This is a genomic window from Paenarthrobacter sp. NEAU-H11, from assembly GCF_050573415.1.
Taxonomy (GTDB): domain Bacteria; phylum Actinomycetota; class Actinomycetes; order Actinomycetales; family Micrococcaceae; genus Arthrobacter.
In genome coordinates this window covers 516,616-542,353 of the sequence record NZ_JBNZGA010000001.1, presented here as the reverse complement: position 1 = coordinate 542,353, position 25,738 = coordinate 516,616, and the positions used below count along the sequence as shown (strand labels likewise).

21 protein-coding genes and 1 tRNA gene are annotated in these 25,738 nt (G+C 63.1%); 19 read left to right on the top strand and 3 right to left on the bottom strand.

The genetic code is table 11. The annotated features are described in order from the left end of the window. Positions 1-89 precede the first annotated feature (89 nt). The 3 genes from ACQ3DC_RS02535 (at position 90) to ACQ3DC_RS02525 (ending at position 2,724) form a co-directional block, all read left to right on the top strand. Entirely contained in the window at positions 90-1,343 is a 1,254-nt protein-coding gene (locus ACQ3DC_RS02535) for an IS256 family transposase (RefSeq protein ID WP_259460236.1), read from the top strand. Between the two features lie 206 nt (positions 1,344-1,549). After that, entirely contained in the window at positions 1,550-1,873 is a 324-nt protein-coding gene (locus tag ACQ3DC_RS02530) for a helix-turn-helix domain-containing protein (RefSeq protein ID WP_430751440.1), read from the top strand. A gap of 47 nt (positions 1,874-1,920) precedes the next feature. Then, complete coding sequence (locus tag ACQ3DC_RS02525; RefSeq protein WP_370460774.1) at positions 1,921-2,724, top strand: IS3 family transposase; 804 nt, start codon at positions 1,921-1,923, stop codon at positions 2,722-2,724. An 87-nt stretch (positions 2,725-2,811) separates the two neighbouring features. On the opposite strand, the gene ACQ3DC_RS02520 is transcribed toward ACQ3DC_RS02525, so the two are convergent. Next, on the bottom strand, positions 2,812-4,029 hold the full coding sequence (locus ACQ3DC_RS02520) for a pyridoxal phosphate-dependent aminotransferase (RefSeq protein ID WP_321214083.1): 1,218 nt from the start codon (positions 4,027-4,029) through the stop codon (positions 2,812-2,814). Positions 4,030-4,303: 274 nt separating this feature from the next. Between ACQ3DC_RS02520 and ACQ3DC_RS02515 the strand changes: the two genes are divergently transcribed. The 9 genes from ACQ3DC_RS02515 to rplL all read left to right on the top strand — a co-directional run bounded on the left by ACQ3DC_RS02515 (position 4,304) and on the right by rplL (position 10,848). Beyond that, positions 4,304-4,376 (top strand) — tRNA-Trp (locus ACQ3DC_RS02515). An 82-nt stretch (positions 4,377-4,458) separates the two neighbouring features. After that, complete coding sequence (secE, locus tag ACQ3DC_RS02510; RefSeq protein ID WP_104998647.1) at positions 4,459-4,743, top strand: preprotein translocase subunit SecE; 285 nt, start codon at positions 4,459-4,461, stop codon at positions 4,741-4,743. A gap of 114 nt (positions 4,744-4,857) precedes the next feature. Continuing rightward, positions 4,858-5,670 carry a transcription termination/antitermination protein NusG gene (nusG, locus tag ACQ3DC_RS02505; protein ID WP_321214082.1) on the top strand — a complete coding sequence of 271 codons (813 nt, stop codon included), beginning with the start codon at positions 4,858-4,860 and terminating at the stop codon, positions 5,668-5,670. Positions 5,671-5,799: 129 nt separating this feature from the next. Further along, positions 5,800-6,231: a 50S ribosomal protein L11 gene (gene rplK, locus ACQ3DC_RS02500; RefSeq protein WP_003803853.1), complete on the top strand. Its 432-nt coding sequence runs from the start codon at positions 5,800-5,802 to the stop codon at positions 6,229-6,231. A gap of 186 nt (positions 6,232-6,417) precedes the next feature. Continuing rightward, complete coding sequence (gene rplA, locus ACQ3DC_RS02495) at positions 6,418-7,125, top strand: 50S ribosomal protein L1 (protein ID WP_157241598.1); 708 nt, start codon at positions 6,418-6,420, stop codon at positions 7,123-7,125. Positions 7,126-7,247: 122 nt separating this feature from the next. Next, on the top strand, positions 7,248-8,387 hold the full coding sequence (locus ACQ3DC_RS02490; RefSeq protein ID WP_430751439.1) for a GNAT family N-acetyltransferase: 1,140 nt from the start codon (positions 7,248-7,250) through the stop codon (positions 8,385-8,387). A gap of 8 nt (positions 8,388-8,395) precedes the next feature. Then, positions 8,396-9,514, top strand: a complete 1,119-nt coding sequence (locus tag ACQ3DC_RS02485) for a GNAT family N-acetyltransferase (RefSeq protein ID WP_157241600.1) — start codon at positions 8,396-8,398, stop codon at positions 9,512-9,514. Between the two features lie 297 nt (positions 9,515-9,811). Then, a complete protein-coding gene (rplJ, locus tag ACQ3DC_RS02480) occupies positions 9,812-10,393 on the top strand; it encodes a 50S ribosomal protein L10 (protein WP_430751438.1) in 582 nt (193 codons plus the stop codon). Between the two features lie 77 nt (positions 10,394-10,470). Beyond that, positions 10,471-10,848, top strand: coding sequence for a 50S ribosomal protein L7/L12 (gene rplL, locus ACQ3DC_RS02475; RefSeq protein ID WP_013601842.1), 378 nt, complete (start codon positions 10,471-10,473; stop codon positions 10,846-10,848). Between the two features lie 67 nt (positions 10,849-10,915). Here the strand turns inward: rplL and ACQ3DC_RS02470 are convergent, their stop codons facing one another. Together ACQ3DC_RS02470 and ACQ3DC_RS02465 are read right to left on the bottom strand one after the other, a co-directional pair. After that, entirely contained in the window at positions 10,916-11,413 is a 498-nt protein-coding gene (locus ACQ3DC_RS02470) for an aminoacyl-tRNA deacylase (protein WP_430751437.1), read from the bottom strand. Further along, positions 11,413-12,612 (bottom strand): acetyl-CoA C-acetyltransferase, encoded by a 1,200-nt coding sequence (locus ACQ3DC_RS02465; RefSeq protein ID WP_430751447.1) that lies wholly within the window; start codon positions 12,610-12,612, stop codon positions 11,413-11,415. Before ACQ3DC_RS02465 ends, ACQ3DC_RS02470 begins: the two co-directional genes overlap by 1 nt. 463 nt (positions 12,613-13,075) lie before the next feature. Between ACQ3DC_RS02465 and rpoB the strand changes: the two genes are divergently transcribed. The 7 genes from rpoB to ACQ3DC_RS02430 all read left to right on the top strand — a co-directional run bounded on the left by rpoB (position 13,076) and on the right by ACQ3DC_RS02430 (position 25,709). After that, entirely contained in the window at positions 13,076-16,585 is a 3,510-nt protein-coding gene (rpoB, locus tag ACQ3DC_RS02460) for a DNA-directed RNA polymerase subunit beta (RefSeq protein ID WP_157241602.1), read from the top strand. 118 nt (positions 16,586-16,703) lie between these two features. Next, a complete protein-coding gene (locus tag ACQ3DC_RS02455) occupies positions 16,704-20,603 on the top strand; it encodes a DNA-directed RNA polymerase subunit beta' (RefSeq protein WP_157241603.1) in 3,900 nt (1,299 codons plus the stop codon). A 394-nt stretch (positions 20,604-20,997) separates the two neighbouring features. Then, the gene (rpsL, locus tag ACQ3DC_RS02450) at positions 20,998-21,372 is read left to right on the top strand and encodes a 30S ribosomal protein S12 (RefSeq protein WP_009358312.1); all 375 of its coding nucleotides are present in this window, start codon (positions 20,998-21,000) and stop codon (positions 21,370-21,372) included. A 1-nt stretch (position 21,373) separates the two neighbouring features. Next, a complete protein-coding gene (gene rpsG / locus ACQ3DC_RS02445; protein WP_026531948.1) occupies positions 21,374-21,844 on the top strand; it encodes a 30S ribosomal protein S7 in 471 nt (156 codons plus the stop codon). A 68-nt stretch (positions 21,845-21,912) separates the two neighbouring features. Then, positions 21,913-24,027: an elongation factor G gene (gene fusA, locus ACQ3DC_RS02440; RefSeq protein WP_321214080.1), complete on the top strand. Its 2,115-nt coding sequence runs from the start codon at positions 21,913-21,915 to the stop codon at positions 24,025-24,027. 264 nt (positions 24,028-24,291) lie between these two features. Beyond that, positions 24,292-25,482 carry an elongation factor Tu gene (tuf, locus tag ACQ3DC_RS02435; protein WP_104998637.1) on the top strand — a complete coding sequence of 397 codons (1,191 nt, stop codon included), beginning with the start codon at positions 24,292-24,294 and terminating at the stop codon, positions 25,480-25,482. Between the two features lie 101 nt (positions 25,483-25,583). Further along, complete coding sequence (locus tag ACQ3DC_RS02430; RefSeq protein WP_255428758.1) at positions 25,584-25,709, top strand: hypothetical protein; 126 nt, start codon at positions 25,584-25,586, stop codon at positions 25,707-25,709. The last annotated feature ends 29 nt before the right edge of the window (positions 25,710-25,738 follow it).

The window sequence follows — 25,738 nt, the reverse complement described above, 5'->3', positions numbered from 1 at the left end:
CGGGACTGTCTGAATAACGGTGTGTGGAGTCCGGCCTGATCCGAAAGGAGACGGCCGTGTCAGAGTCCACGTCCGAGATGGCAGGGGTGATGATCGATCCTGTGACGGGAGAGATCATCGATCAGAAGGAGCTTGCGGAGCGGTTGCTCGCGCAGGCCAAGGAGCAGGGCGTGAGCCTGGTAGGCCCGGGCGGGCTGCTGAACCAGCTCACGAGGAATGTGCTGGAGACCGCTCTGGAAGCCGAGCTGACAGAGCACCTCGGCCACGAGCACGGCCAGACACCGATCGCAGCCAACATGCGCAACGGCACCAGGTCAAAGACCGTGTTGACCGAGATCGGTCCGGTCGAGATTGAGGTGCCCCGGGATCGGGACGGCTCGTTCGCGCCGGTGATCGTGCCCAAGCGGAAACGGCGTCTGGACGGGATCGACCAGATCGTGCTCTCCCTCTCTGCCCGAGGGCTGACGACCGGGGAAATCGCCGCCCACTTCGAGGAGGTCTACGGGGCCAGAGTCTCTAAAGACACCATCAGCCGCATCACGGAGAAAGTCGCCTCGGAGCTGGCCGAATGGTCGGCCCGGCCTTTGGATCCGATCTATCCGGTGCTGTTCGTTGATGCGGTCGTGGTCAAGGTCCGTGACGGGCAGGTGCGCAACACCCCGTTCTACGTCGTTATGGGCGTCACCACCAATGGGGAGCGGGAGATCCTGGGCATCTGGGCCGGCGACGGTGGCGAGGGTGCCCGGTTCTGGCTGCAGGTCTTCTCGGAGCTGAAGAACCGGGGCGTGGAAGATGTGCTGATCGCCGTCTGCGACGGGCTCAAAGGCCTGCCGGAGGCGATCACGACCACGTGGGAGCGGACGGTGGTGCAGCAGTGCATCGTGCACCTGATCCGCAACAGCTTCCGCTACGCCGGACGCCAGCACCGCGACGGCATCGTCAAGGCGCTCAAGCCGGTCTACACGGCCCCGTCCGAGCAGGCGGCGAAGGACCGGTTCGCCGAATTCACTGCCGAGTGGGGCCAGCGGTATCCGGCCATCGTACGGCTCTGGGAATCCTCCTGGGCCGAATTCGTGCCCTTCCTGGAGTACGACGTGGAGATCCGACGGGTCATCTGCACGACGAACGCGATCGAGTCGATCAACGCACGCTACCGAAGGGCGGTGAGGGCCCGCGGGCACTTTCCGAACGAGACCGCTGCCCTGAAATGCCTATACCTGGTCACCAGATCTCTTGATCCAACCGGCGGTGGCCGTGCACGCTGGGTGATGAGGTGGAAGCCTGCGCTAAACGCGTTCGCTATTACCTTCGCTGGCCGGTTCGAAAGAACCACTCAACAATGAAAACCGGCCGGACTCCACACACCGTTTATCGGACAGTCCCTTTTATGCATGCAGGTAGTTCATTGTCTGAGGCGCAGCGCGAGGCGGCTGTAGCGTTGTTTGAGAAGGGTGTCGGGTATGGGTCGGCGGCCCGGGTGCTGGATGCGTCTCGTGTGCCGGTCAGGGCACTGTATGGGCGGTGGAGGATTCATGGGCAAGGAGTGCTGGTGGGCAGGGCGGTGAGGTCGTACTCGTTTGAGTTCAAACGTGCCCTGGTCGAGCGCTTCCTCGCGGGCGAGTCCGGCCCGGATCTGGCAGTCGAGGCAGGTCTGGCCTCCCGTGAGCTGCTGCAAAAGTGGGTCTGGGCGTACCGGCTCGAAGGCGAGGACGGGTTGCGGCCGAAGCCCAAAGGCCGGCCGCGGAAACCCGATTCCCCGCCGCCTGCGGATTTGCCCGAGCTTGAGCGGTTGCGGCGGGAGAACGAACGGCTGCGCGCTGAGGTGGCGTACCTGGGAAAACTGCGGGCCTTGAGGGAACAGGGACGACGGTAAAGGTTCAAGCCGTCGTTTCCCTCAAGGCTGACTATCCGCTTGGTGTCCTGCTGGACATCGCCGGGCTGGCCAGGTCCACGTTCTTCTATCACCAGCCCCGGCTGCAGGCGCCGGACCCGACAGAGAAACTCAAAGCCGCGGTCACGGAGATCTTCGAAACGAACCATGGCCGGTACGGGCACCGCCGCATCCACAGCGAGCTGGTCAAACAAGGGTGGACGGTCGCGAAGAAGACTGTGCTGAAGCTGATGCAGGAACTCGGGCTGGTCTGCAAGGTCCGGCGCCGGAAGCGCTACAACTCCTACCAAGGCGAACAGGGCGCGGTCGCGCCCAACGTGCTGAACCGCGAGTTCGACGCTGATGCACCGAACCAGAAGTGGGTAACTGATGTGACGGAATTCAGCGTCGGGGACCGGAAGCTCTACCTCTCACCGGTCATGGACCTCTTCGACCGGCAGATCATTTCCTACTCGCTGGGCTCATCCCCGAACCTTGCGCTCACCAACGATTCCCTGCGTGAGGCCCTGACCTGCCTGCAGCCTGGTCAGCAACCGCTGGTGCACTCGGACCAAGGCTTCCAATACCGCCACGCCTCCTGGCGCACCCTGATCGCGGGCGCCGGCGCGGTCCAATCAATGTCCCGCAAGGGAAATTGCTACGACAACGCGGTCATGGAGAACTTCTTCGGCCACCTCAAGTCAGAATTCTTCCACCGCGTCCGGTTCCTCAACACCGACGCCCTGGCAACCGCCGTCGAGGAATACATCCACTGGTACAACACCAAAAGAATCTCAACAAAGCTCAAGGGCCTGAGCCCGGTCCAATACCGTGCCCAGGCCCTCGCAGCTTAGGATCCTATTTGGCCAGTCCAACTTCCGGGGAGCAGTTCAGGGTGATAGAGCGTTCCGGGTTTTCCCGCATTAAGTGAGAGAGGGTGCCTATTGGGCCTTGCCCAGGAAGTCCTGCAGGCGCTGGACGCCGGTGGCGAGGTCTTCGTCGCCCAGTGCGTACGAAAGGCGCAGGTAGCCGGAGGGGCCGAAGGCCTCACCCGGAACCACTGCCACCTCGACCTCGTCCAGGATCAGCGCGGCCAGCTCAGCGGACGTCTGCGGCGTGGCCGTGCCGGACGCCGTCGGGAATTCCTTCCCCAGCAGCGCGCGGACGTCCGCGTAGACGTAGAAGGCACCTTTCGGCGTCGGGCATTCCACCCCGTCGATGGCGTTCAGGCCAGCAACGATGGCCTTGCGGCGGCGGTCGAACGCCACCTTCATCTCGTCGACGGCGGTCAGCGGGCCGGAAACGGCAGCCAGGGCAGCGATCTGCATGATGTTGGAGACATTGGACGTTGCGTGCGACTGGAGGTTGGTGGCTGCCTTGATGACATCGGCCGGGCCGATCATCCAGCCCACGCGCCAGCCGGTCATGGCGTAGGTCTTCGCGACGCCGTTGAGGATGACGACCTTGTCGCCCAGCTCAGGGGCGGCGGTCGCGATCGAGGTGAAGGGAACGCCGTCGTAGGTCAGGTGCTCGTAGATCTCGTCGGTGACCACCCAGAGGCCCTTGGCCGCCGCCCACTTGCCGATCTCGGCCACCTGCTCCGGCGAGTACACCGAGCCGGTGGGGTTGGAGGGCGAGACGAACAGCAGGATCTTCGTTTTGTCCGTGACAGCTGCCTCAAGCTGTTCAACGGTGACGAGGTAGTCCTGCTCCGGGCCGGCGAAGACCTCCACCGGCACGCCGCCTGCGAGCCGGATGGCCTCCGGATAGGTGGTCCAGAACGGAGTGGGAACAATGACCTCGTCGCCGGGATCCACCAGGGTGGCGAAAGTGTTGTAGACCGCCTGCTTGCCGCCGTTGGTCACCAAAACCTGGGAAGGGTCCACGGCGTAGCCGGAGTCGCGCAGGGTCTTCTCGGCGATGGCCTTCTTCAGTTCGGGCAGCCCGCCGGCGGGGGAGTAGCGGTGGTACTTCGGCTGGCTTGCCGCTTCGATGGCGGCCTGGACGATGTAGTCCGGAGTGGGAAAGTCGGGTTCACCCGCACCGAATCCAATGACCGGCCGGCCTGCAGCCTTCAGCGCCTTCGCCTTGGCATCAACGGCAAGGGTTGCGGATTCGGCAATGGCGGAAATGCGCTGGGAAACGCGGGCGGCAGACATGGCAGGTCCGTTCTTCGCTTGCAGCCTGGCGGCTGGAATGTGGGATTCGACGAGTTCTACTCTATGCTGTTCAGCGGACCCTCCGGGTTGCCCGTTTTGATTTGTGACTGTTCCGGTCAATGTCAGCCAGGGCAGCAGTCGGGGGCCGGAAACGGGCCGGTTCGACGAACGCGAAGTTGTTGCGTAGACTGGTTCACCGGTGTTGAAACACGGATGATGACGTGCGCCCCAGTACAGCTGGCGATTCGTCATCGGAGAGTGGAATTCAATCCATAGGGTAGTGGCGCAATTGGTAGCGCAGCGGTCTCCAAAACCGCAGGTTGCAGGTTCGAGTCCTGTCTGCCCTGCGCAAGCTGCCCCGGGCGAAAATCCGGGGCAAGCGCAGCAACCATGGTTCTGATCAGGACCGGGTAATCCAACATTGCAAAGATGAGCGAGGACCAGGTGACCGAAACAGCTGCCAGCAGCTCCAAGGGCCGCCCAGCTAAGAAGGACGCCAAGGCAAACTTCTTCGCTCGTATTGCACTTTTTGTCCGCCAGATCATCGGCGAACTGAAGAAGGTTGTTGCACCAACCCGCAAGGAACTGATTAATTACACACTCGTGGTGCTGGTGTTCGTGGGCATCATGATGGTCATCGTCAGCCTGCTGGACATTGGCTTCGGATCCGCCGTCGGCTGGCTCTTCGGCGGTAAAGGCCCCACGGACAGCTAAGGCTGTACCGTCCGCAGGCTGTGTGTTCCGTCCGGGAATCCGGAGGGAAACACCGGTGTGCGGAATTGAGCCATTTAAATAGGCATGTTAGGCAATGAGGAAGCAGGAGACCAAGTGTCTGAGCAGGAGCTCGAGGTAACCGAGACTGAGCTGGAAGAGTCCGCGGACATCACGGCAGAAGCCGGTGACGAGTCTGAGGTTGAGTCCTCCGCGCCCGAATCCGACGACGCCGATTCCGATGACTTCGACGCAAAGGCTGATGACGAGGCCGGCTCCGAGGAACAGTCCACCGACGCCCTCGCCGCTGCCGCCGCCAAGGCCGAGGTAGACCCCGCAGAAGAGTTCAAGGCCAAGCTGCGCCGCCAGGAAGGTGACTGGTACGTCATCCACTCCTACGCAGGTTACGAAAACCGCGTGAAGGCCAACCTGGAAACCCGCATCCAGACCCTGGACATGGAAGATTACATCTTCGAGATCCAGGTGCCGATGGAAGAAGTCGTTGAGATCAAGAACGCTCAGCGCAAGGTGATCAACCGCGTCCGCATCCCGGGCTATGTGCTGGTCCGCATGGACCTGACCGACGCCTCCTGGGGCGCCGTCCGGCACACCCCCGGCGTGACCGGCTTCGTGGGCAACGCCCACAACCCGGTGCCGCTGCGCCTCGATGAGGTCTTCTCCATGCTTGCCCCCGTCTTCGAGGAAGAGCAGGCCGAGAAGGGCAAGCCGGTCAACAAGCAGAACCAGGCTCCGGTGGACGTCGACTTCGAGGTCGGCGAGTCGGTCATCGTCAAGGAAGGCCCCTTCGAGACCCTTCCCGCCACGATCTCCGAGATCAAGGTCGAATCCCAGACCCTCGTGGTGCTGGTTTCCATCTTCGAGCGCGAAACGCCGGTCACCCTGGCGTTCAACCAGGTCACCAAGATCTGATTATCCAAAGAATTCGTCCCGGCGCTGCCCGCTTAGCAGCACCGGAACGGCCGGCCGCCTCGCCATGGCGGCCAAAAACCTGAGGCACGCTCCTGTGCCCCAGGACGTTATTGAGAGAAGGACCCTACATTGGCTCCCAAGAAGAAGGTCACCGGCCTCATCAAGCTGCAGATCCAGGCAGGTGCCGCTAACCCGGCTCCGCCGATCGGTCCTGCGCTTGGCCAGCACGGTGTCAACATCATGGAATTCTGCAAGGCGTACAACGCTGCGACGGAAGCCCAGCGCGGAAACGTCATCCCCGTGGAAATCACGGTCTACGAGGACCGTTCCTTCACGTTCATCACCAAGACCCCGCCGGCTGCAGAGCTCATCAAGAAGGCTGCAGGCGTCGCCAAGGGTTCAGCTACCCCGCACACCGTCAAGGTTGCCAAGCTGACCCAGGCCCAGGTCAACGAGATTGCTTCCACCAAGATGGAAGACCTCAACGCCACCAGCCTCGAAGGCGCAGCGAAGATCATCGCCGGCACCGCCCGCTCCATGGGTATCACCGTCGAAGGCTAGTCGCTTCCGTCGCCTTGGCGTCGGGCTCGGGAAACCGATCACGACGACGGGCGGCACCGCCGGGACAACCGGCACCACCTACATAGAAATGTTGGGAACCGGGCACGGATAACGAGTCCGCTCACCAACTGTGGCAGGGCCCAGCGCGGTCCGCAGACCACAACTGCACAAGGAGAAACAAGCAGCATGGCAAAGCGCAGCAAAGCATATGAGGCAGCAGCCGCCAAGATCGACGCGGAGAAGTTCTACGCGCCGTTCGAGGCAGTAACGCTCGCCAAGGACACCAACCCGTCCAAGTTCGACGCCACCGTTGAGGTTGCATTCCGCCTCGGCGTCGACCCCCGTAAGGCTGACCAGATGGTCCGCGGCACGGTCAACCTGCCCCACGGCACCGGCAAGACCGCCCGCGTCCTGGTTTTCGCCACGGGTGACAAGGCTGAAGCAGCAATCGCTGCCGGCGCCGACTTCGTTGGTTCCGATGACCTGATCGAAAAGATCGCCGGCGGCTGGACCGACTTCGACGCCGCCGTCGCCACCCCCGACCTCATGGGCAAGGTTGGCCGCCTCGGTAAGGTCCTGGGTCCGCGTAACCTGATGCCGAACCCCAAGACGGGCACCGTGACCCCTGACGTCACCAAGGCCGTCAACGACATCAAGGGTGGAAAGATCGACTTCCGCGTCGACAAGCACTCCAACCTGCACTTCATCATCGGCAAGGTGTCCTTCGACGCCATCAAGCTGGCCGAGAACTACGCAGCAGCACTGGAAGAGGTGCTTCGCCTGAAGCCGTCCGCTTCCAAGGGCCGCTACATCCAGAAGGCCACCGTTGCCACCACGTTCGGTCCCGGCATCTCCGTTGACCCGAACGTCACCAAGGTTCTGACCGAGGCCTAAATCCTCACTTGAACTTCCGCTGCGGACCCGTCCGCAGCAAACACAACCGCCCGGCACCTGCCGGGCGGTTGTGTTTTAAGCTTCCTGTCCCGGACGGGTGTCAGTTTGCCTAAGCTGTAGAAATGGCCGGACCGGAGTTGGATGGCGTCGCGGGGACGCCCGATGCCCTCACGATTTCCGCCGTGGACGTCCTCCTGGCACCCGGCAGCGGAGCGGTGGCAAGCGCCGGGGACGCAACTGCCGACTTCACGGTGTGCCATGACATGCGCGTGGCCCACGAACTGGAGCTTTGGGGCAACCTGGACCGCTGCCCCACGCTGGCGGAAGCCGTGGAGTTCTGGCGGGGCAATGAGTACGAGGAGCGGCAGCTTTACCTTGCCAGGCTGGGCCGGGAACCGGTGGGCTTCTGCTCTGTGACGCTCCCGCTCCGCGAGAACACGCACACCGCCGGAATCGACGTCCTCATCTCCCCGGCCCACCGGCGCCGGGGATTGGGACGCATCCTCCGGCAACACGCTGAAACCGTAGCCCGGGAGCGGGGCAGGATGTCCCTGGACGCCTATCACGAGGTCCCGCTGGCGAATGCGGACGGAGCTGTGCTGCTGCCCGCCAAATCCGGTGCGGGCGGCCTGCCGCTCACCGCCCCCGCCGTAGCCTTTGCCCTCGCCTCCGGTTACGAGTTGGAGCAGGTGGAGCGCTCCAGCCGCCTCGGGCTGCCGGTGGCCCCGGAACTGCTGGACCAGTTGGAGGCCGAGGCCTCTTCCCGGGCCGCAGGCTACGGACTTACCGGCTGGGACGATCACTGCCCGGAGGCCCTGGTGGACGCCTACGCCCGGCTTAAGGCCACGATGACCGAGGACGTTCCCATCGCCGGCATGGACTGGGAAGGCGAAGACTGGGATGCCGCCCGCGTACGCGACGAAGAGCGGACGCTGTTCCGCGGCGGAGTCCAGTCGGCAGTGACGGCGGCCCTCCACCTAAGTACGGGCGAACTGGTTGCCTACACCGTCCTGAACTGGCGGCCCGGGGTTCCTGACACGATCGCCCAGCAGGACACGCTCGTTGCCGGAGGCCACCGCGGCCACCGCCTCGGGCTCCTGGTGAAACTGGCAAACCTTCGGCGCGCCCAGGGCCGGTGGCCGTCCGTGCGGTCAGTGTTGACGTGGAATGCCATTGAAAACCGACATATGCTGGCCATAAATAATGCCCTTGGATTCAGGCCCGCCGGCTATGAAGGTGAGTGGCAGAAACGGCTGGGATGAAGACGCCAATGGCAAAAGACGTGAAGATCGAACAGCTCTGGATCCCGGACTCACTCGACTCCCCGGACGCCGCAGACTTCCTTGCCGCGGTCGAGGTGGGCCGGAAGGTCCGGATGCAGACCTGGGGGAGCGACGACCTCGCCTACGAGCCGCTGGAAAAGCTCCTGGAATTTGAAGACCCCTATGAGCGGCAGCTCATCCTGGTGGCCAAAGTGGACGGCGAAATCGTGGGCACCGTGGACATCGCCCTGCCCCTCACCGACAACCTGGACCTCGCGGAGTTCACGCTGGACATCCTGCCGGAGTTCCAGCGCCAGGGCGTGGGCAGGCGGCTGCTCCAGGCCGCCGAACAGCTGGCCCGGGCGGAAGGCCGCACCATGATCCTGGTGGACACCAACCATCCGGGTGCGTCCCTTCACGAGTTCGAAAAGGCCCAGCTGGTCCCCGGCTCCGGCCAGGGCTTCGTGCCGCTGGAGAGCCGTGAAGTAGAGTTCGCGCAGAAGACCGGGTACACGCTCCAACACATTGAACAGTTCAGTTCCTGCGCGCTGCCCCTGGATTCGAAGCTGGTTGCGGACCTGCAGGCCGAAGCGGAGGAGGCCAACAACGGCCGCTACCGGCTGCACCACTGGACGGACCGGTGCCCGGACCAGTGGCTCGAAGCTGTCGCCGTCCTTGAGAACCAGGCGGGGGCCGACGTCGATCCCTCCTTGGAAGCGCCCGTTGAGCAGGACATGGTGTTCGACGGCGGCATCCTCCGGGAAGCGGAAGACGTCGCCATCGCGCAGGGGCGGCGGACGGTGGTCACCGCCGTCGAGCACCTCGCCACAGGTGCCCTTGTGGGCCTGACCACCATCACCGTCCTGGCGCACCGCGCCGACGTTGTCTTCCAGGACGACACACTGGTGCTGCAGGAACACCGCGGAAACAAACTCGGCCTGCTGATCAAGGTGGCAAACATGGAACGGCTCACCGAACAGTTTCCGGATGCCCGGATCATCTACACCTGGAATGCGCCCGAAAACCGGTACCTCCTGACGGTCAACAAGCAGCTGGGATTCCAGACGGCCGGGGTCACGGGCATCTGGCAGAAAGAACTCCCGCAGCTGGGCACAAGCACCAGCTGAGGGCGCGATTTGGCGCAGTGATGGCTCTCCCGTAGACTTGAAGGACCAAAGACCGTCGGTTGTTGGAAATCCACTCTCTCGAACATGGCTCAACTCTGCAGTTGTGCGCGGGAGACGCAGTGGGTTTCTAGACGAAGGACCCTCAACGTAGGGCGGCCGGCGCAGGTGAACGAAGCAACAGCTCCATGGGATATCCGTGTTGAGCCAAGCCCCGTGCATCTGCGCGGGGCGTTTTTAGTTTTAGCTCACCTTGAGCGGGGACCGTCGAATACCGGCACTATCCCCGGAAGGAGGGTTATGGCAACGCCTACCAAGGTTTCAGCAGTAGCTGAGATCACTAACGATTTCAAGGAATCGAACGCCGCTGTCCTGACCGAATACCGCGGGCTCACCGTTGCACAGCTCAAGCAGCTGCGTGTTTCTCTCGGCCAGGACACCAAGTTCGCGGTCGTCAAGAACACCCTGACCGCCATTGCAGCCAAGGAAGCCGGCGTTGAAGCATTCAACGACCAGCTCTCCGGCCCCACTGCAATCGCGTTCATCAAGGGTGACGCAGTTGCCGCTGCCAAGAGCCTGACGGATTTTGCCAAGACCAACAAGCAGCTTGTCATCAAGACCGGCTACTTCGAGGGCAAGGCTCTGAACGCCAGCGAGGTTGCCGCACTGGCAGCACTCGAGTCCCGTGAGCTGCAGCTCGCCAAGGTTGCAGGCGTCCTCAAGGCCCCTGCCGCCGCCGCTGCACGCATCATTGACGCACTGCGCCTCAAGCTTGAAGAAGAGAACGGTGCACCGGCAGCTGCCGAGGCGCCTGACGCTGAAGAAGCACCTGCCGCAGAAGCTGAAGCCCCGGCTGACGCTCCCGCAGCTGAAGAGAACTAAGTCTCTTCACCCCACCAGACTCCGGTGTGATGCCCGGCCCCGCGCCGCTGAACACCACAACAGGAAGGACGCCTACCATGGCGAAGCTCAGCAACGAAGAGCTCATTGAAGCTTTCAAGGAACTGACCATCATCGAGCTCTCCGAGTTCGTCAAGCTCTTCGAAGAGACCTTCGAAGTTACCGCTGCTGCTGTTGCAGTTGCCGGCCCCGCCGGTGGCGCAGCTGCTGAAGAGGTTGAAGAAAAGACCGACTTCGACGTCGTCCTCGAAGCAGCCGGCGACAAGAAGATCGCAGTGATCAAGGAAGTTCGCGCCATCACTTCCCTGGGCCTCAAGGAAGCAAAGGACCTGGTTGACAGCGCTCCCAAGGCTGTCCTCGAAGGTGCTACCAAGGAAGCTGCCGAGAAGGCCAAGGAGCAGCTCGAGGCTGCAGGCGCCACCGTTACCCTCAAGTAACAACGCCTTTTCCGCGAAAAGCCCCGTCCACGTCATGTGGGCGGGGCTTTTGCGTTCCCAGCCGCGGTCAGGCCGGGTCGCTGATGTCCGCGACGACGGCACCCAGTGCTGCGGTCAGGGCGTCCGCATCCACGAAAGCGCTGTAGCCGTGGGCGCCTGCGCCCATCGAGATCCTGCGACCGGTAACGGTGGAGTCCGCATAGACCGGCCAGCTCTTGGTGCTGCCCAGCGGAGTGATGGTGCCGCGTTCATAGCCGGTTGCATCCAGGGCCGCGTCCGCGGGCGGCAGCGACAGCTTGTTGACGCCCACCAGGGTCCGCAGCTTCGGCCACGAGATCTGCCGGTCGCCGGGAATCAGCGCAAACAGGAACGAGCCGTCCTTGTGCTTGACCACCAGCGACTTCACGATGTCCGCCGGCGTGATTCCCAGGATCGCCGCCGCTTCCTCGAGGCTTTTGGCGGCGGGCCTTTGGACGATGTCCACCTGCAGGCCGCGGGCGGCGGCGTCGGCCAGGAAGCGTCCATGTCCGACGCCGTCCGCGTCCTTCACAACTTCGTCCGCCATCAGTCGCGGTACAGCAGGAGCGCTTCGCCCTGCCCGCCGCCGCCGCACAGGGACACCGCCGCCTTGCCTGTTCCGCGGCGCTTGAGTTCATGTGCGGCATGCACGGCCAGGCGCGCGCCGGAGGCCCCGATGGGGTGGCCCAGCGCAATGGCCCCGCCGTGGATATTGCACTTCTCAAGCGGGTAGTCCAGGTCCTTGAGCGACTGCACCGCCACCGATCCGAAGGCTTCGTTGATTTCGATGAAGTCGAGGTCAGCAGTGGTCCATCCCGCCCGTGCCAGCGCGTTCCGGATGGCGTTGGAGGGCTGGGAATGTAGTGAGTTGTCCGGTCCTGCCACCTGCCCGGGCTTCCCAACCACAGCGAGGTACTCAAGGCCGTGTTTCTCCGCATAGCCGCGGGAGGCCAGCACCAGGGCGGCGGCCCCGTCGGACAGGGGAGAGGAGTTGCCGGCGGTGATGGTCCCGTCCGTGACAAAGGCGGCGCGCAGGCCGGCAAGGGAATCCACAGACGTGTTGGGCCGAACCCCCTCGTCAGTGGACACCACGATGGGGTCCCCCTTGCGCTGCTTCACGCTGACCCGGACGATCTCGTCGTCGAACGTTCCATTCTTGGCAGCCAGCGCGGCACGCTGGTGGGACTGCGCAGCGACGTTGTCCTGGGAGGTCCGGTCTATCCCCAGTGCCAGGTTGCGGGTCTCGGTGGAGAGGCCCATGGACTGGCCGTCGAAGGCGTCGGTCAGGCCATCGTGGGCGGCGGCGTCCAATGCCTGGATCGAGCCGTACGTCCACCCCTGCCTGGAACCGGGCAGCAGGTGCGGGGCCCGGGTCATGGATTCCTGGCCGCCGGCCACCACAACGTCCGCCTCCCCGGCCCGGATCAGGCGGGCGGCGTCAATCACCGCGGTGAGCCCGGACAGGCACACCTTGTTGACGGTCACGGCAGGGACGTCCCAGCCGATGCCGGCGCCGATGGAGCTTTGCCGGGCGGGGTTTTGGCCGGCGCCCGCCTGCAGCACCTGTCCCATGATGACAGCGTCCACGTCAGCGGCGTCCACGCCACTGGCTTCCAGGGCAGCCTTGATGGCGCGGGCGCCGAGCTCCACCGCGGTGAAGCTTGCAAGCTGCCCGTTGAGCCGGCCCTGCGGTGTGCGCGCTGCTGCGAGTATGACAACGTCAGTGTTGTCAGGAGAGTTGCCCATGGTTATCTCTTCCGGTCCGTTTTCGGTGTAGGCCACCAAGGGTACCGTGACCCTGGTCACCTAACTATTCAAACGCCTGTCCCGCCAGGTGCATTCCGCAAAGCAAGTTGCATTCCGGAACGCGGGCGGCGCCTTGGGGAGCCTGTTCAGGAAGCCTCTTCAACGGCGCCAGGGAGCCGGGCGGAAATCCGGTGCTTGCAATCCCGCCGGATGTGGGGTAGACATGTAGGTTATTTTGCCGTATCGTAGATATTTGCGTCTTCCCTGTTTACCTTCAGCCTTCATATAGCGGTGGGCTTTGCCTGGCAGCTGACAATCAACGTGCCGTCAACAACGTCACAGCATGGTCAGCACCGGCCCCGGGTCATATAGCGGAACCGGATTGGTAGCACTGCGGAGCATTCCGCAGGGTGCACAGCGGGGGAGATCTGAAAACGCCTGAAGGTCTGTGGAAGGATCCCTCTTGGTCGCCTCGAGCACCTCTAATAACGAAACCGCTAACACCGCCGACAGCACTGATGGTGCCACTCGCCGGCTCTCATTCGCAAAGATTCACGAACCTCTTGACGTTCCGAATCTGCTTGCCCTCCAAACGGACAGCTTCGACTGGCTTGTCGGAAATGAGCGCTGGCAGGCACGCGTAGCAAAGGCTGTCGAAGAAAACGATCTCAGCGTCGCCACCACGTCCGGCCTGTCGGACATCTTCGAAGAGATCTCCCCGATCGAGGACTTCCAGGGCACCATGTCCCTGAGCTTCTCCGATCCGGAGTTCGCTGACCCCAAGTACACCATGGCCGAGTGCAAGGACCGGGACGCTACGTACTCGGCTCCGCTGTACGTCAAGGCCGAGTTCATGAACAACAACACGGGCGAAATCAAGCAGCAGACCGTGTTCATGGGTGACTTCCCGCTGATGACCGAGAAGGGCACCTTCGTCGTCAACGGCACCGAGCGTGTCGTCGTCTCCCAGCTGGTCCGTTCCCCGGGCGCCTACTTCGAGCGCGCCGCCGACAAGACCAGCGACAAGGACATCTTCACCGCGAAGATCATCCCGTCCCGCGGCGCCTGGTTCGAGCTCGAAATCGACAAGCGCGACCAGGTCGGCGTCCGCCTCGACCGCAAGCGCAAGCAGTCCGTCACGGTCCTGCTGAAGGCCCTCGGCTGGACCGAAGGCCAGATCCTCGAAGAGTTCGGCCAGTACGACTCCATGCGGGCAACCCTGGAGAAGGACGCCACCGAAACCCGCGAAGACGCGTTGCTGGACATCTACCGGAAGCTGCGACCGGGCGAGCCGCCCACCGTCGAGGCTGCCCAGTCCCTGCTGGACAACCTGTACTTCAACTCCAAGCGCTACGATCTGGCCAAGGTTGGCCGCTACAAGATCAACCGCAAGCTTGGCATCGACCGCTCCCTTGGCGACAAGGAAGCTTCGGTCCTGCACGTTGAAGACATCGTTGCCATGATCAAGTTCCTCGTCGCGCTGCACGCCGGCGAGAAGACCATCAAGGGCACCCGTGACGGCCAGGAAGTGGACCTGCGCGTCGAAATCGACGACATCGACCACTTCGGCAACCGCCGCATCCGCGCCGTCGGCGAGCTCATCGAGAACCAGGTCCGCACCGGCCTGTCCCGCATGGAGCGCGTGGTCCGCGAGCGTATGACCACCCAGGACGTCGAGGCCATCACGCCGCAGACCCTGATCAACATCCGCCCCGTGGTCGCCGCGATCAAGGAGTTCTTCGGAACCTCCCAGCTCTCGCAGTTCATGGACCAGAACAACCCGCTCTCGGGCCTGACCCACAAGCGCCGCCTGTCCGCGCTTGGCCCGGGCGGTCTGTCCCGTGACCGTGCCGGCATGGAAGTCCGTGACGTGCACCCGTCCCACTACGGACGTATGTGCCCCATCGAAACTCCTGAAGGCCCGAACATTGGCCTGATCGGTTCGCTGGCTTCCTACGGACGCATCAACCCGTTCGGCTTCATCGAGACCCCGTACCGCCTGGTCAAGGACGGCGTCGTTTCCGACGACGTCCAGTACCTGACCGCCGACGACGAGGCCGAGGTGCTGATCGCCCAGGCCAACGCGCCGCTGGACGAGAACAAGAAGTTCGCCGAAGACACCGTCCTGGTCCGTGCCCGCGGTGGTGGAGGCGAGCCTGTCCTCGTTCCCGCCGCCGACGTCGAGTTCATGGACGTTTCCCCGCGCCAGATGGTGTCCGTGGCTACCGCCCTGATCCCGTTCCTCGAGCATGACGATGCCAACCGTGCACTCATGGGTGCCAACATGCAGCGCCAGGCCGTGCCGCTGGTCCGTTCCGAGGCCCCCTTCGTGGGCACCGGCATGGAGCGCGCCGCAGCCGTCGACGCCGGTGACGTTGTCATCGCGAAGAAGGCCGGCGTGGTCACCGAGGTTTCCGCCGAGCTCGTCATCATGCTCAACGACGACGGCACCGAGACCAACTACCGCATCAACAAGTTCGCCCGCTCCAACCAAGGCAACTGCTACAACCACCGTGTCCTGGTGAACGAAGGCCAGCGCCTGGAAGTTGGCGGCATCATCGCCGACGGCCCGGCAACGGACCAGGGCGAGCTCGCCCTCGGCAAGAACCTGCTCGTGGCATTCATGTCATGGGAAGGCCACAACTTCGAGGACGCCATCATCCTCTCGCAGCGCATTGTTGCCGAGGACGTCCTTTCCTCCATCCACATCGAGGAGCACGAGATCGATGCCCGCGACACCAAGCTTGGTGCCGAGGAAATCACCCGTGACATCCCCAACGTGTCCGAGGAAGTCCTGGCGGGCCTGGACGAGCGCGGCATCATCCACATCGGTGCCGAGGTTGAAGCAGGGGACATCCTGGTCGGAAAGGTCACCCCGAAGGGTGAAACCGAACTGACCCCGGAAGAACGCCTGCTGCGCGCCATCTTTGGTGAGAAGTCGCGCGAAGTCCGCGACACCTCCCTGAAGGTTCCCCACGGCGAGTCCGGCACCGTCATCGGCGTTCGCGTCTTCGACCGCGACAACGACGACGAGCTGCCCCCGGGCGTGAACCAGCTGGTCCGCGTCTATGTCGCTGCCAAGCGCAAGATCACCGACGGCGACAAGCTCGCCGGCCGCCACGGCAACAAGGGTGTCATCTCCAAGATCCTCCCCGTTGAGGACATGCCCTTCCTTGCCGACGGCACCCCCGTTGATATCGTCCTGAACCCGCTGGGTGTTCCGGGCCGTATGAACGTCGGCCAGGTGCTCGAAACGCACCTCGGCTGGGTTGCCAAGACCGGTTGGAAGATCGAAGGCGAGCCCGAGTGGGTCAAGCAGCTGCCGAACCTGCCGCGCGAGAGTGGCCAGACCACTGTTGCAACGCCGGTGTTCGACGGCGCCCGCGAAGAGGAAATCACGGGCCTGCTGGACTCCACCAACGTGACGCGTGACGGCGAACGCCTGATCAACTCCTCCGGCAAGACCCGCCTGTTCGACGGCCGCTCCGGCGAGCCGTTCCCGGATCCGATCTCGGTCGGCTACATGTACATCCTGAAGCTCCACCACCTGGTGGACGACAAGATCCACGCGCGCTCCACCGGCCCGTACTCCATGATCACGCAGCAGCCGCTGGGTGGTAAGGCACAGTTCGGTGGCCAGCGCTTCGGTGAAATGGAAGTGTGGGCGCTCGAAGCTTACGGCGCCGCCTACACGCTCCAGGAGCTTCTCACGATCAAGTCTGACGACATCCATGGTCGCGTGAAGGTCTACGAAGCCATCGTCAAGGGCGAGAACATCCCCGAGCCGGGTGTTCCCGAGTCCTTCAAGGTCTTGATCAAGGAAATGCAGTCGCTGTGCCTGAACGTGGAAGTCCTCTCCACGGACGGAACCACAATTGAAATGCGTGACTCTGATGACGCAGTCTTCACGGCTGCGGAGGAACTGGGTATCGATCTGTCCCGTGCAGAGCCCAGTTCCGTAGAAGAGGTTTAGCAGGCGGGCGTACCGGGAAAGCAGCGCGCCACCCGCGCTGCCTTTTCCGGTACCTCACCTCCCTCTTTCCGTAACCCAAGACTTCAGAATTTAGAGAACAAGAGAGAACAGGGACCATATGTCCAGCGAATCCTCCTTCGGCCTCATGCAGATCGGCCTCGCCACCGCGGAAGACATCCGCGGCTGGTCTTACGGCGAGGTTAAGAAGCCGGAAACCATCAACTACCGCACGCTCAAGCCCGAGAAGGACGGCCTCTTCTGCGAGAAGATCTTCGGCCCCTCCCGGGACTGGGAATGCTACTGCGGTAAGTACAAGCGCGTGCGCTTCAAGGGCATCATCTGTGAGCGGTGTGGCGTTGAAGTCACCCGCGCAAAGGTCCGCCGCGAACGCATGGGCCACATCGAGCTGGCCGCCCCGGTCACGCACATCTGGTACTTCAAGGGTGTTCCCTCACGCCTGGGCTACCTCCTTGACCTGGCGCCGAAGGACCTCGAAAAGGTCATCTACTTCGCTGCCTACATGATCACCAGCGTTGATGAAGCCGCCCGCCACGAGGAACTGCCCAACCTGCAGGTTGAGCACGACATCGAGAAGAAGCAGCTCATCGACAACCGCGACTCCGACATCGCGGCGATCGCCCGCGACCTCGAAGGCGAAATCGCCCGCCTCGAAGGCGAAGGCGCGAAGGCTGCCGACAAGAAGAAGGCCCGCGACTCCGCCGACCGCCAGATGGCCAACGTGCGCAAGCGTGCCGACGCCGACATCGAGCGCCTCGAGCAGGTCTGGGACCGCTTCAAGAACCTGAAGGTCGCTGACCTCGAGGGTGACGAAGGCCTGTACCGCGAGCTGCGCGACCGCTACGGCATGTACTTCGAAGGCTCCATGGGTGCCGAAGCCATCAAGAAGCGTCTTGAGAGCTTCGACATGCAGGCTGAATCTGACCTGCTGCGCGACATCATCGCCAACGGCAAGGGCCAGCGCAAGACCCGCGCCCTGAAGCGCCTGAAGGTGGTCAACGCGTTCCTGACCACCAACAACAGCCCGCTTGGCATGGTCCTCGACGCCGTTCCGGTGATCCCGCCGGAATTGCGCCCCATGGTCCAGCTGGACGGTGGCCGCTTCGCGACCTCCGACCTCAACGACCTGTACCGCCGCGTGATCAACCGCAACAACCGCCTCAAGCGCCTGCTTGACCTGGGTGCTCCGGAGATCATCGTCAACAACGAGAAGCGCATGCTTCAGGAAGCTGTTGACAGCCTCTTCGATAACGGCCGCCGCGGCCGTCCGGTCACCGGACCGGGCAACCGTCCGCTGAAGTCCCTGAGCGACATGCTCAAGGGCAAGCAGGGCCGTTTCCGCCAGAACCTCCTGGGCAAGCGCGTCGACTACTCGGGCCGTTCGGTCATCGTCGTCGGCCCGCAGCTGAAGCTGCACCAGTGCGGCCTGCCCAAGCAGATGGCGCTGGAGCTCTTCAAGCCGTTCGTGATGAAGCGCCTGGTTGACCTCAACCACGCCCAGAACATCAAGTCGGCCAAGCGAATGGTTGAGCGTTACCGCCCGCAGGTCTGGGACGTGCTGGAAGAGATCATCACCGAACACCCGGTGCTGCTCAACCGTGCACCTACCCTGCACCGCCTCGGCATCCAGGCCTTCGAGCCGCAGCTTGTTGAAGGCAAGGCAATCCAGCTCCACCCGCTGGTTTGTGGCGCCTTCAACGCCGACTTCGACGGCGACCAGATGGCAGTCCACCTGCCGCTGAGCCCCGAAGCCCAGGCTGAAGCCCGCATCCTGATGCTGTCCTCGAACAACATCCTGAAGCCCTCTGATGGACGCCCGGTCACCCTGCCGTCGCAGGATATGATCATCGGCCTCTACCACCTGACCACCAAGCGGAAGGGTTCGGCCGGTGAAGGCCGCATCTTCGGCTCGGTCGCAGAGGCCATCATGGCGTTCGACGCCCGCGAGCTGCACCTTAACTCGCAGGTCAAGATCCGCCTCGAAGGCTTCGTGCCGTACGCAGGCTGGGAAGCTCCGGAGGGCTGGGAGCCGGGTCAGCCGGCACTCGTCCAGACCTCCCTGGGCCAGGTTCTCTTCAACGAGACGCTGCCCGAGGACTACCCGTGGGTCGAGGCTGTTGCCGACAAGGGCGAACTGTCCCGCATCGTCAACGACCTCGCCGAGCGTTACCCGAAGGTCGTCACCGCGGCAACGCTGGACAACCTCAAGGATGCCGGTTTCTACTGGGCCACCCGCTCGGGCGTTACCGTCGCCATCTCGGACATCGAGGTTCCGGCCGCAAAACCTGCGATCCTCGCCGGTTACGAGGAACGCGCTGCCAAGATCCAGGGCCAGTACGACAAGGGCCTGATTGACGACGACGAGCGTCGCCAGGAACTGATCGAAATCTGGAACAAGGCAACCAACGAGATCGCCCAGGCAATGCGCGACAGCCTGTCACCGATGAACACCATCAACCGCATGGTGTCCTCCGGTGCACGTGGTAACTGGATGCAGGTCCGCCAGATCGCGGGTATCCGTGGCCTGGTGGCCAACCCTAAGGGTGAAATTATCCCGCGCCCCATCAAGTCCTCCTACCGCGAGGGCCTGTCGGTGCTGGAGTACTTCATCGCCACGCACGGTGCCCGTAAGGGCCTGGCTGACACCGCTCTGCGTACCGCAAACTCGGGTTACCTGACCCGTCGCCTTGTGGACGTGTCCCAGGACGTCATCGTCCGCGAAGAGGACTGCGGCACCGAGCGTGGCCTGGTCACGCCCATCGCCGTCGCCGATTCCAACGGCGAGCTGGTCCTGGACGAGAACGTCGAGAACAGTGCCTACGCACGTACCCTCGCCGTCGACGTCGTGGATTCCGAGGGCAAGGTCCTTGCGGCCGCCGGCACCGACTGCGGCGACGTGGTCATCGACGAGCTGTTCAAGGCAGGCATCACCGAGGTCAAGGTCCGCTCCGTACTCACCTGTGAGTCCAGCGTCGGAACCTGTGCCCTGTGCTACGGCCGTTCACTGGCAACCGGCAAGACCGTGGACATCGGCGAGGCCGTGGGCATCATCGCCGCACAGTCCATCGGTGAGCCCGGTACCCAGCTGACCATGCGTACGTTCCACACCGGTGGTGCAGTCTCCGCCAGCGGCGGCGACGACATCACCCAGGGTTTGCCCCGTATCCAGGAGCTCTTCGAAGCCCGTACTCCGAAGGGTGTTGCACCGATTGCCGAAGCAGCCGGCCGCATCACCATCGAAGAGTCCGAGCGCCAGATGCGCCTGGTCATCACCCCCGATGACGGAACCGAAGAGATCGCCTACCCGGTCCTGCGCCGTTCACGCCTGCTGATCGAGGATGGCGACCACGTCACCGTCGGCCAGAAGCTGATCAACGGACCGGTGGATCCCAAGCAGGTCCTGCGCATCATGGGTCCGCGTGCGGCACAGAAGTTCCTGGTGGACGAGGTCCAGGGCGTGTACCGCAGCCAGGGCATCGGTATCCACGACAAGCACGTCGAGGTTATCGTCCGCCAGATGCTGCGCCGCGTCACGGTCATCGAGTCCGGCGAGTCGGACCTGCTGCCCGGCGAGCTCGCCGAGCGCAGCCGCTTCGAAGATGCCAACCGCCGCGTTGTGTCCGAGGGCAAGACTCCGGCATCCGGACGTCCTGAGCTCATGGGCATCACCAAGGCGTCGCTGGCCACCGAGTCCTGGCTGTCCGCAGCATCCTTCCAGGAGACCACCCGCGTCCTGACGCAGGCGGCCATGGAAGGAAAGAGCGATCCGCTGCTGGGCCTCAAGGAGAACGTCATCATCGGTAAGCTGATCCCGGCCGGCACGGGCCTCCCGCGCTACACCGAGGTCACCGTGGAGCCCACTGAGGAAGCAAAGGCCAACCTGTTCACCGGCCCCAGCGCCTTCAGTGACTTCTCGTACGACACCCTGGGCGGGGATGGAGCTCCCGAGTTCCACGCCATCCCGCTGGATGACTACGACCTGGGCAACGACTTCCGCTAAAGCGGCAGTCCCGCTGATTGATGGAAAGCCCCGTCCCCGCACCGTGGGGACGGGGCCTTCCCGTTGGGGCGCCATGGCCCTGATTAAGGGGTACGGGCCGTCCATGCTAGACTTGTTACCAATTGTTATTGTGGCAGTGGATGAGTGCGCCGGTACCAGCTGAAAGGCTGAACCAGAGCGACGTTTCCGGTTTGCAGGGTTCTTGTGCAACGTATGCCACATTTTTGCATGCCTAGGGGCCATTGAAGACGTAAGTCAGTTCCTATGGATGCGATCCGACTATTAAGGCTTCGCCTTCGCCGCCATGGAGAACTTCTTCAAGGCCCGGGCGGCGGGGCAACGCAAAGGAGAGTGGCCGGAAGCGGCCACTCCGGATAAAACGGAGAACACGAGAGTGCCTACGATTAACCAGCTGGTCCGCAAGGGCCGCACGCCTAAGGTCTCAAAGACCAAGGCTCCCGCGCTTAAGGGCAGCCCCATGCGCCGCGGTGTCTGCACCCGCGTCTACACCACCACCCCGAAGAAGCCGAACTCGGCTCTGCGTAAGGTGGCACGTGTGCGCCTCAACGGCGGCGTGGAAGTTACCGCCTACATCCCCGGTGTTGGCCACAACCTGCAGGAGCACTCCATTGTGCTCGTTCGCGGTGGTCGTGTGAAGGACCTTCCGGGTGTCCGCTACAAGATCGTCCGTGGTGCCCTCGATACCCAGGGTGTCAAGAACCGTAAGCAGGCACGCAGCCGCTACGGCGCAAAGATGGAGAAGAAGTAATATGCCTCGCAAGGGTCCGGCCCCCAAGCGGCCGCTCGTACTAGATCCCGTTTACGGCTCCCCGCTGGTCACCCAGCTCATCAACAAGGTGCTCGTTGACGGCAAGAAGTCCACTGCAGAGCGCATCGTCTACGGTGCCCTCGAAGGCGCCCGTGCCAAGTCCGGCGGCGACCCCGTAGCAGCCCTCAAGAAGGCCATGGACAACGTCAAGCCTTCCCTCGAGGTCCGCTCCCGCCGTGTTGGTGGCGCAACCTACCAGGTTCCGGTCGAGGTCAAGCCGGGCCGCTCCACCGCCCTCGCCCTGCGTTGGCTGGTTGGCTACTCCAAGGCCCGCCGCGAAAAGACGATGACCGAGCGCCTCCAGAACGAAATCCTGGATGCATCCAACGGTCTCGGTGCCGCTGTGAAGCGTCGCGAAGACACCCACAAGATGGCCGAGTCCAACAAGGCCTTCGCACACTACCGCTGGTAATACTCCCGGGCGCCGCCGGCTCAACCGAGCCGGCGGCGAACGCGTAGTCAATCCCAAAAGGAGACCCCGTGGCACAGGACGTGCTTACCGACCTTAGTAAGGTCCGCAACATCGGCATCATGGCCCACATTGATGCCGGCAAGACCACCACCACCGAGCGCATCCTGTTCTACACGGGTGTGAACCACAAGATCGGCGAAACGCACGACGGCGCTTCGACCACTGACTGGATGGAACAGGAAAAGGAACGCGGCATCACCATCACGTCTGCCGCCGTGACCTGCTTCTGGGAAAACAACCAGATCAACATCATCGACACCCCCGGCCACGTTGACTTCACCGTAGAGGTTGAGCGCTCCCTGCGCGTCCTCGACGGTGCCGTTGCCGTCTTCGATGGCAAGGAAGGCGTTGAGCCCCAGTCCGAGACCGTTTGGCGCCAGGCTGACAAGTACAACGTTCCCCGCATCTGCTTCGTCAACAAGATGGACAAGCTCGGTGCCGACTTCTACTTCACCGTAGACACCATCATCAGCCGCCTCGGCGCCAAGCCGCTGGTCATGCAGCTGCCGATCGGTGCAGAGAACGACTTCATCGGCGTTGTGGACCTGCTCTACATGCGCGCCCTCGTGTGGCCCGGCGATGCCAAGGGCGACGTGACCATGGGTGCCAAGTACGAAATCCGCGAGATCCCGGCCGACCTCCAGGCAAAGGCTGACGAGTACCGCGCGAACCTCGTTGAGACCGTCGCCGAGTCCTCCGAAGAACTCATGGAGAAGTACCTCGAGGGCGAAGAGATCTCGATCGATGAGCTCAAGGCCGGCATCCGCAAGATGACGATCAACTCCGAGCTGTACCCGATCTTCTGCGGTTCCGCATTCAAGAACCGTGGCGTCCAGCCCATGCTCGATGCAGTCGTGGACTACCTGCCGAACCCGCTCGACGTCCCCCCGATGATCGGCCACGATCCTCGCGACGAAGAGAAGGAACTGACCCGCAAGCCTTCCTCCGAAGAGCCGTTCTCCGCTCTCGCGTTCAAGATTGCGGCCCACCCGTTCTTCGGCCAGCTGACCTTCATCCGCGTGTACTCCGGTCACGTGGAAGCAGGCGCGCAGGTGGTTAACTCCACCAAGGGCAAGAAAGAGCGCATCGGCAAGCTGTTCCAGATGCACGCCAACAAGGAAATGCCCGTTGAGGGCGCTACCGCCGGCCACATCTACGCAGCCATTGGCCTGAAGGACACCACCACGGGCGACACCCTGTGTGACTCCGCGAACCAGATCGTCCTCGAGTCCATGAGCTTCCCGGAGCCCGTGATCTCGGTTGCCATCGAGCCGAACACCAAGGGTGACCAGGAGAAGCTCTCCACGGCCATCCAGAAGCTCTCCGCTGAGGACCCCACCTTCCAGGTGTCCCTCAACGAAGACACCGGCCAGACCATCATCGCCGGCATGGGCGAGCTCCACCTGGACATCCTGGTGGACCGCATGCGCCGCGAGTTCAAGGTCGAAGCCAACGTGGGCAAGCCGCAGGTCGCCTACCGCGAAACCATCAAGCGTGCTGTGGAGCGTCACGACTACACGCACAAGAAGCAGACCGGTGGTTCGGGCCAGTTCGCAAAGATCCAGATTGCGATCGAGCCGCTGGACACTGCCGAGGGCGAGCTGTACGAGTTCGAGAACAAGGTCACCGGTGGCCGCGTTCCCCGCGAGTACATCCCGTCGGTTGACGCTGGTATCCAGGATGCGCTGAACGACGGCGTCCTGGCCGGCTACCCGGTTGTTGGCATCAAGGCAACGCTGATTGACGGCGCCTACCACGATGTCGACTCCTCGGAAATGGCGTTCAAGATCGCCGGCCGTATGGCTTTCAAGGAAGCTGCACGCAAGGCGAACCCTGTCCTGCTCGAACCGCTGATGGATGTCGAGGTCCGCACCCCTGAGGAATACATGGGTGAAGTTATTGGTGACCTCAACTCCCGCCGTGGCCAGATGCAGTCCATGGAAGATGCACAGGGCGTCAAGGTCATCCGTGCGCACGTCCCGCTGTCCGGCATGTTCGGCTACATCGGTGACCTGCGCTCCAAGACCCAGGGCCGTGCTGTGTACTCCATGACGTTCAACAGCTACGCCGAGGTCCCGAAGGCTGTTGCCGACGAGATCATCCAGAAGAGCCGCGGCGAATAGTCCCCTGGGACTTTTCTAAGCGAACAACCTCGGGTGCGCCTGCCGGAAGCGGTCAGCGCAGCCGGTGCAGGTGGCCGGGCCGGTCGGATTCATCCGGTCAAGCCGGGTCCCGGCCATCTGCACGAACAGGCTCAAGGCACTAGTATTAGTTCCTGAATCTGCAATTTCACCAATCCAAAGCCCCCCAAGTAGACTTACCTGAGTTTCCGCCGCGACAAGCGCGGCTGAAGGGTACGTCATTTGAAAACGTTCTAGGAGGAACCTGTGGCAAAGGCAAAGTTCGAGCGGACTAAGCCGCACGTTAACATCGGCACCATTGGTCACGTTGACCACGGTAAGACGACGTTGACGGCCGCCATTTCCAAGGTGCTGTACGACAAGTACCCGGATCTCAACGAGAAGCGCGACTTCGCGTCGATCGACTCTGCTCCCGAAGAGCGTCAGCGCGGTATTACCATCAACATCTCCCACGTGGAGTACCAGACCGAGAAGCGCCACTACGCACACGTAGACGCTCCCGGTCACGCTGACTACATCAAGAACATGATCACCGGTGCTGCCCAGATGGACGGCGCAATCCTCGTGGTTGCTGCTACCGATGGCCCCATGGCTCAGACCCGCGAGCACGTTCTGCTCGCCCGCCAGGTTGGTGTTCCCTACCTGCTGGTCGCCCTGAACAAGGCTGACATGGTTGACGATGAGGAACTGCTGGACCTCGTTGAAATGGAAGTTCGTGAGCTCCTCAGCTCGCAGGGCTTCGATGGCGACGAAGCGCCGGTTGTCCGCGTTTCAGGCCTCAAGGCCCTGGAAGGCGACCCCGAGTGGGTCAAGTCCGTTGAGGACCTGATGGCTGCTGTGGACGAGTCCGTTCCGGACCCCATCCGCGACCGCGACAAGCCCTTCCTGATGCCGATCGAGGACGTCTTCACCATCACCGGCCGTGGCACCGTTGTTACGGGCCGCGCCGAGCGTGGAACCCTCGCCATCAACTCCGAGGTCGAGATCGTCGGCATCCGTCCGGTCCAGAAGACCACGGTTACCGGTATCGAGATGTTCCACAAGCAGCTCGACGAAGCATGGGCCGGCGAGAACTGTGGCCTCCTGCTCCGCGGTCTGAAGCGCGACGATGTCGAGCGTGGCCAGGTTGTCGTCAAGCCGGGTTCCATCACCCCGCACACCGACTTCGAGGCTAACGTCTACATCCTCTCCAAGGACGAAGGCGGACGTCACAACCCGTTCTACTCCAACTACCGCCCGCAGTTCTACTTCCGTACCACGGACGTAACCGGCGTTATCACCCTGCCCGAGGGCACGGAAATGGTTATGCCCGGCGACAACACTGAGATGACCGTTGCGCTCATCCAGCCGATCGCAATGGAAGAGGGCCTCGGCTTCGCAATCCGCGAAGGCGGCCGCACCGTTGGTTCAGGACGCGTTACCAAGATCATCAAGTAATTCTTGTTGAACTGGAGAACAGCCCCGCTGCTACTGCAGCGGGGCTGTTCTTTTCGGTTAACGCGGCCCTGATACTGTTGCTGGACCGAAAGGAGTTCACCATGGGCTGGCTAATTTTCCTGATCATCGCGGTTGCCGTCGTGGCCGGTGTGTTTTGGGCCAGGCGGTATTTCCGCCACGAGATCGACCGCGCGAAGCGCATCAACAGGGCTAACAAGGAGCTGTAGCTGCTCACGGCGGCCCCGCCGGGAGCACA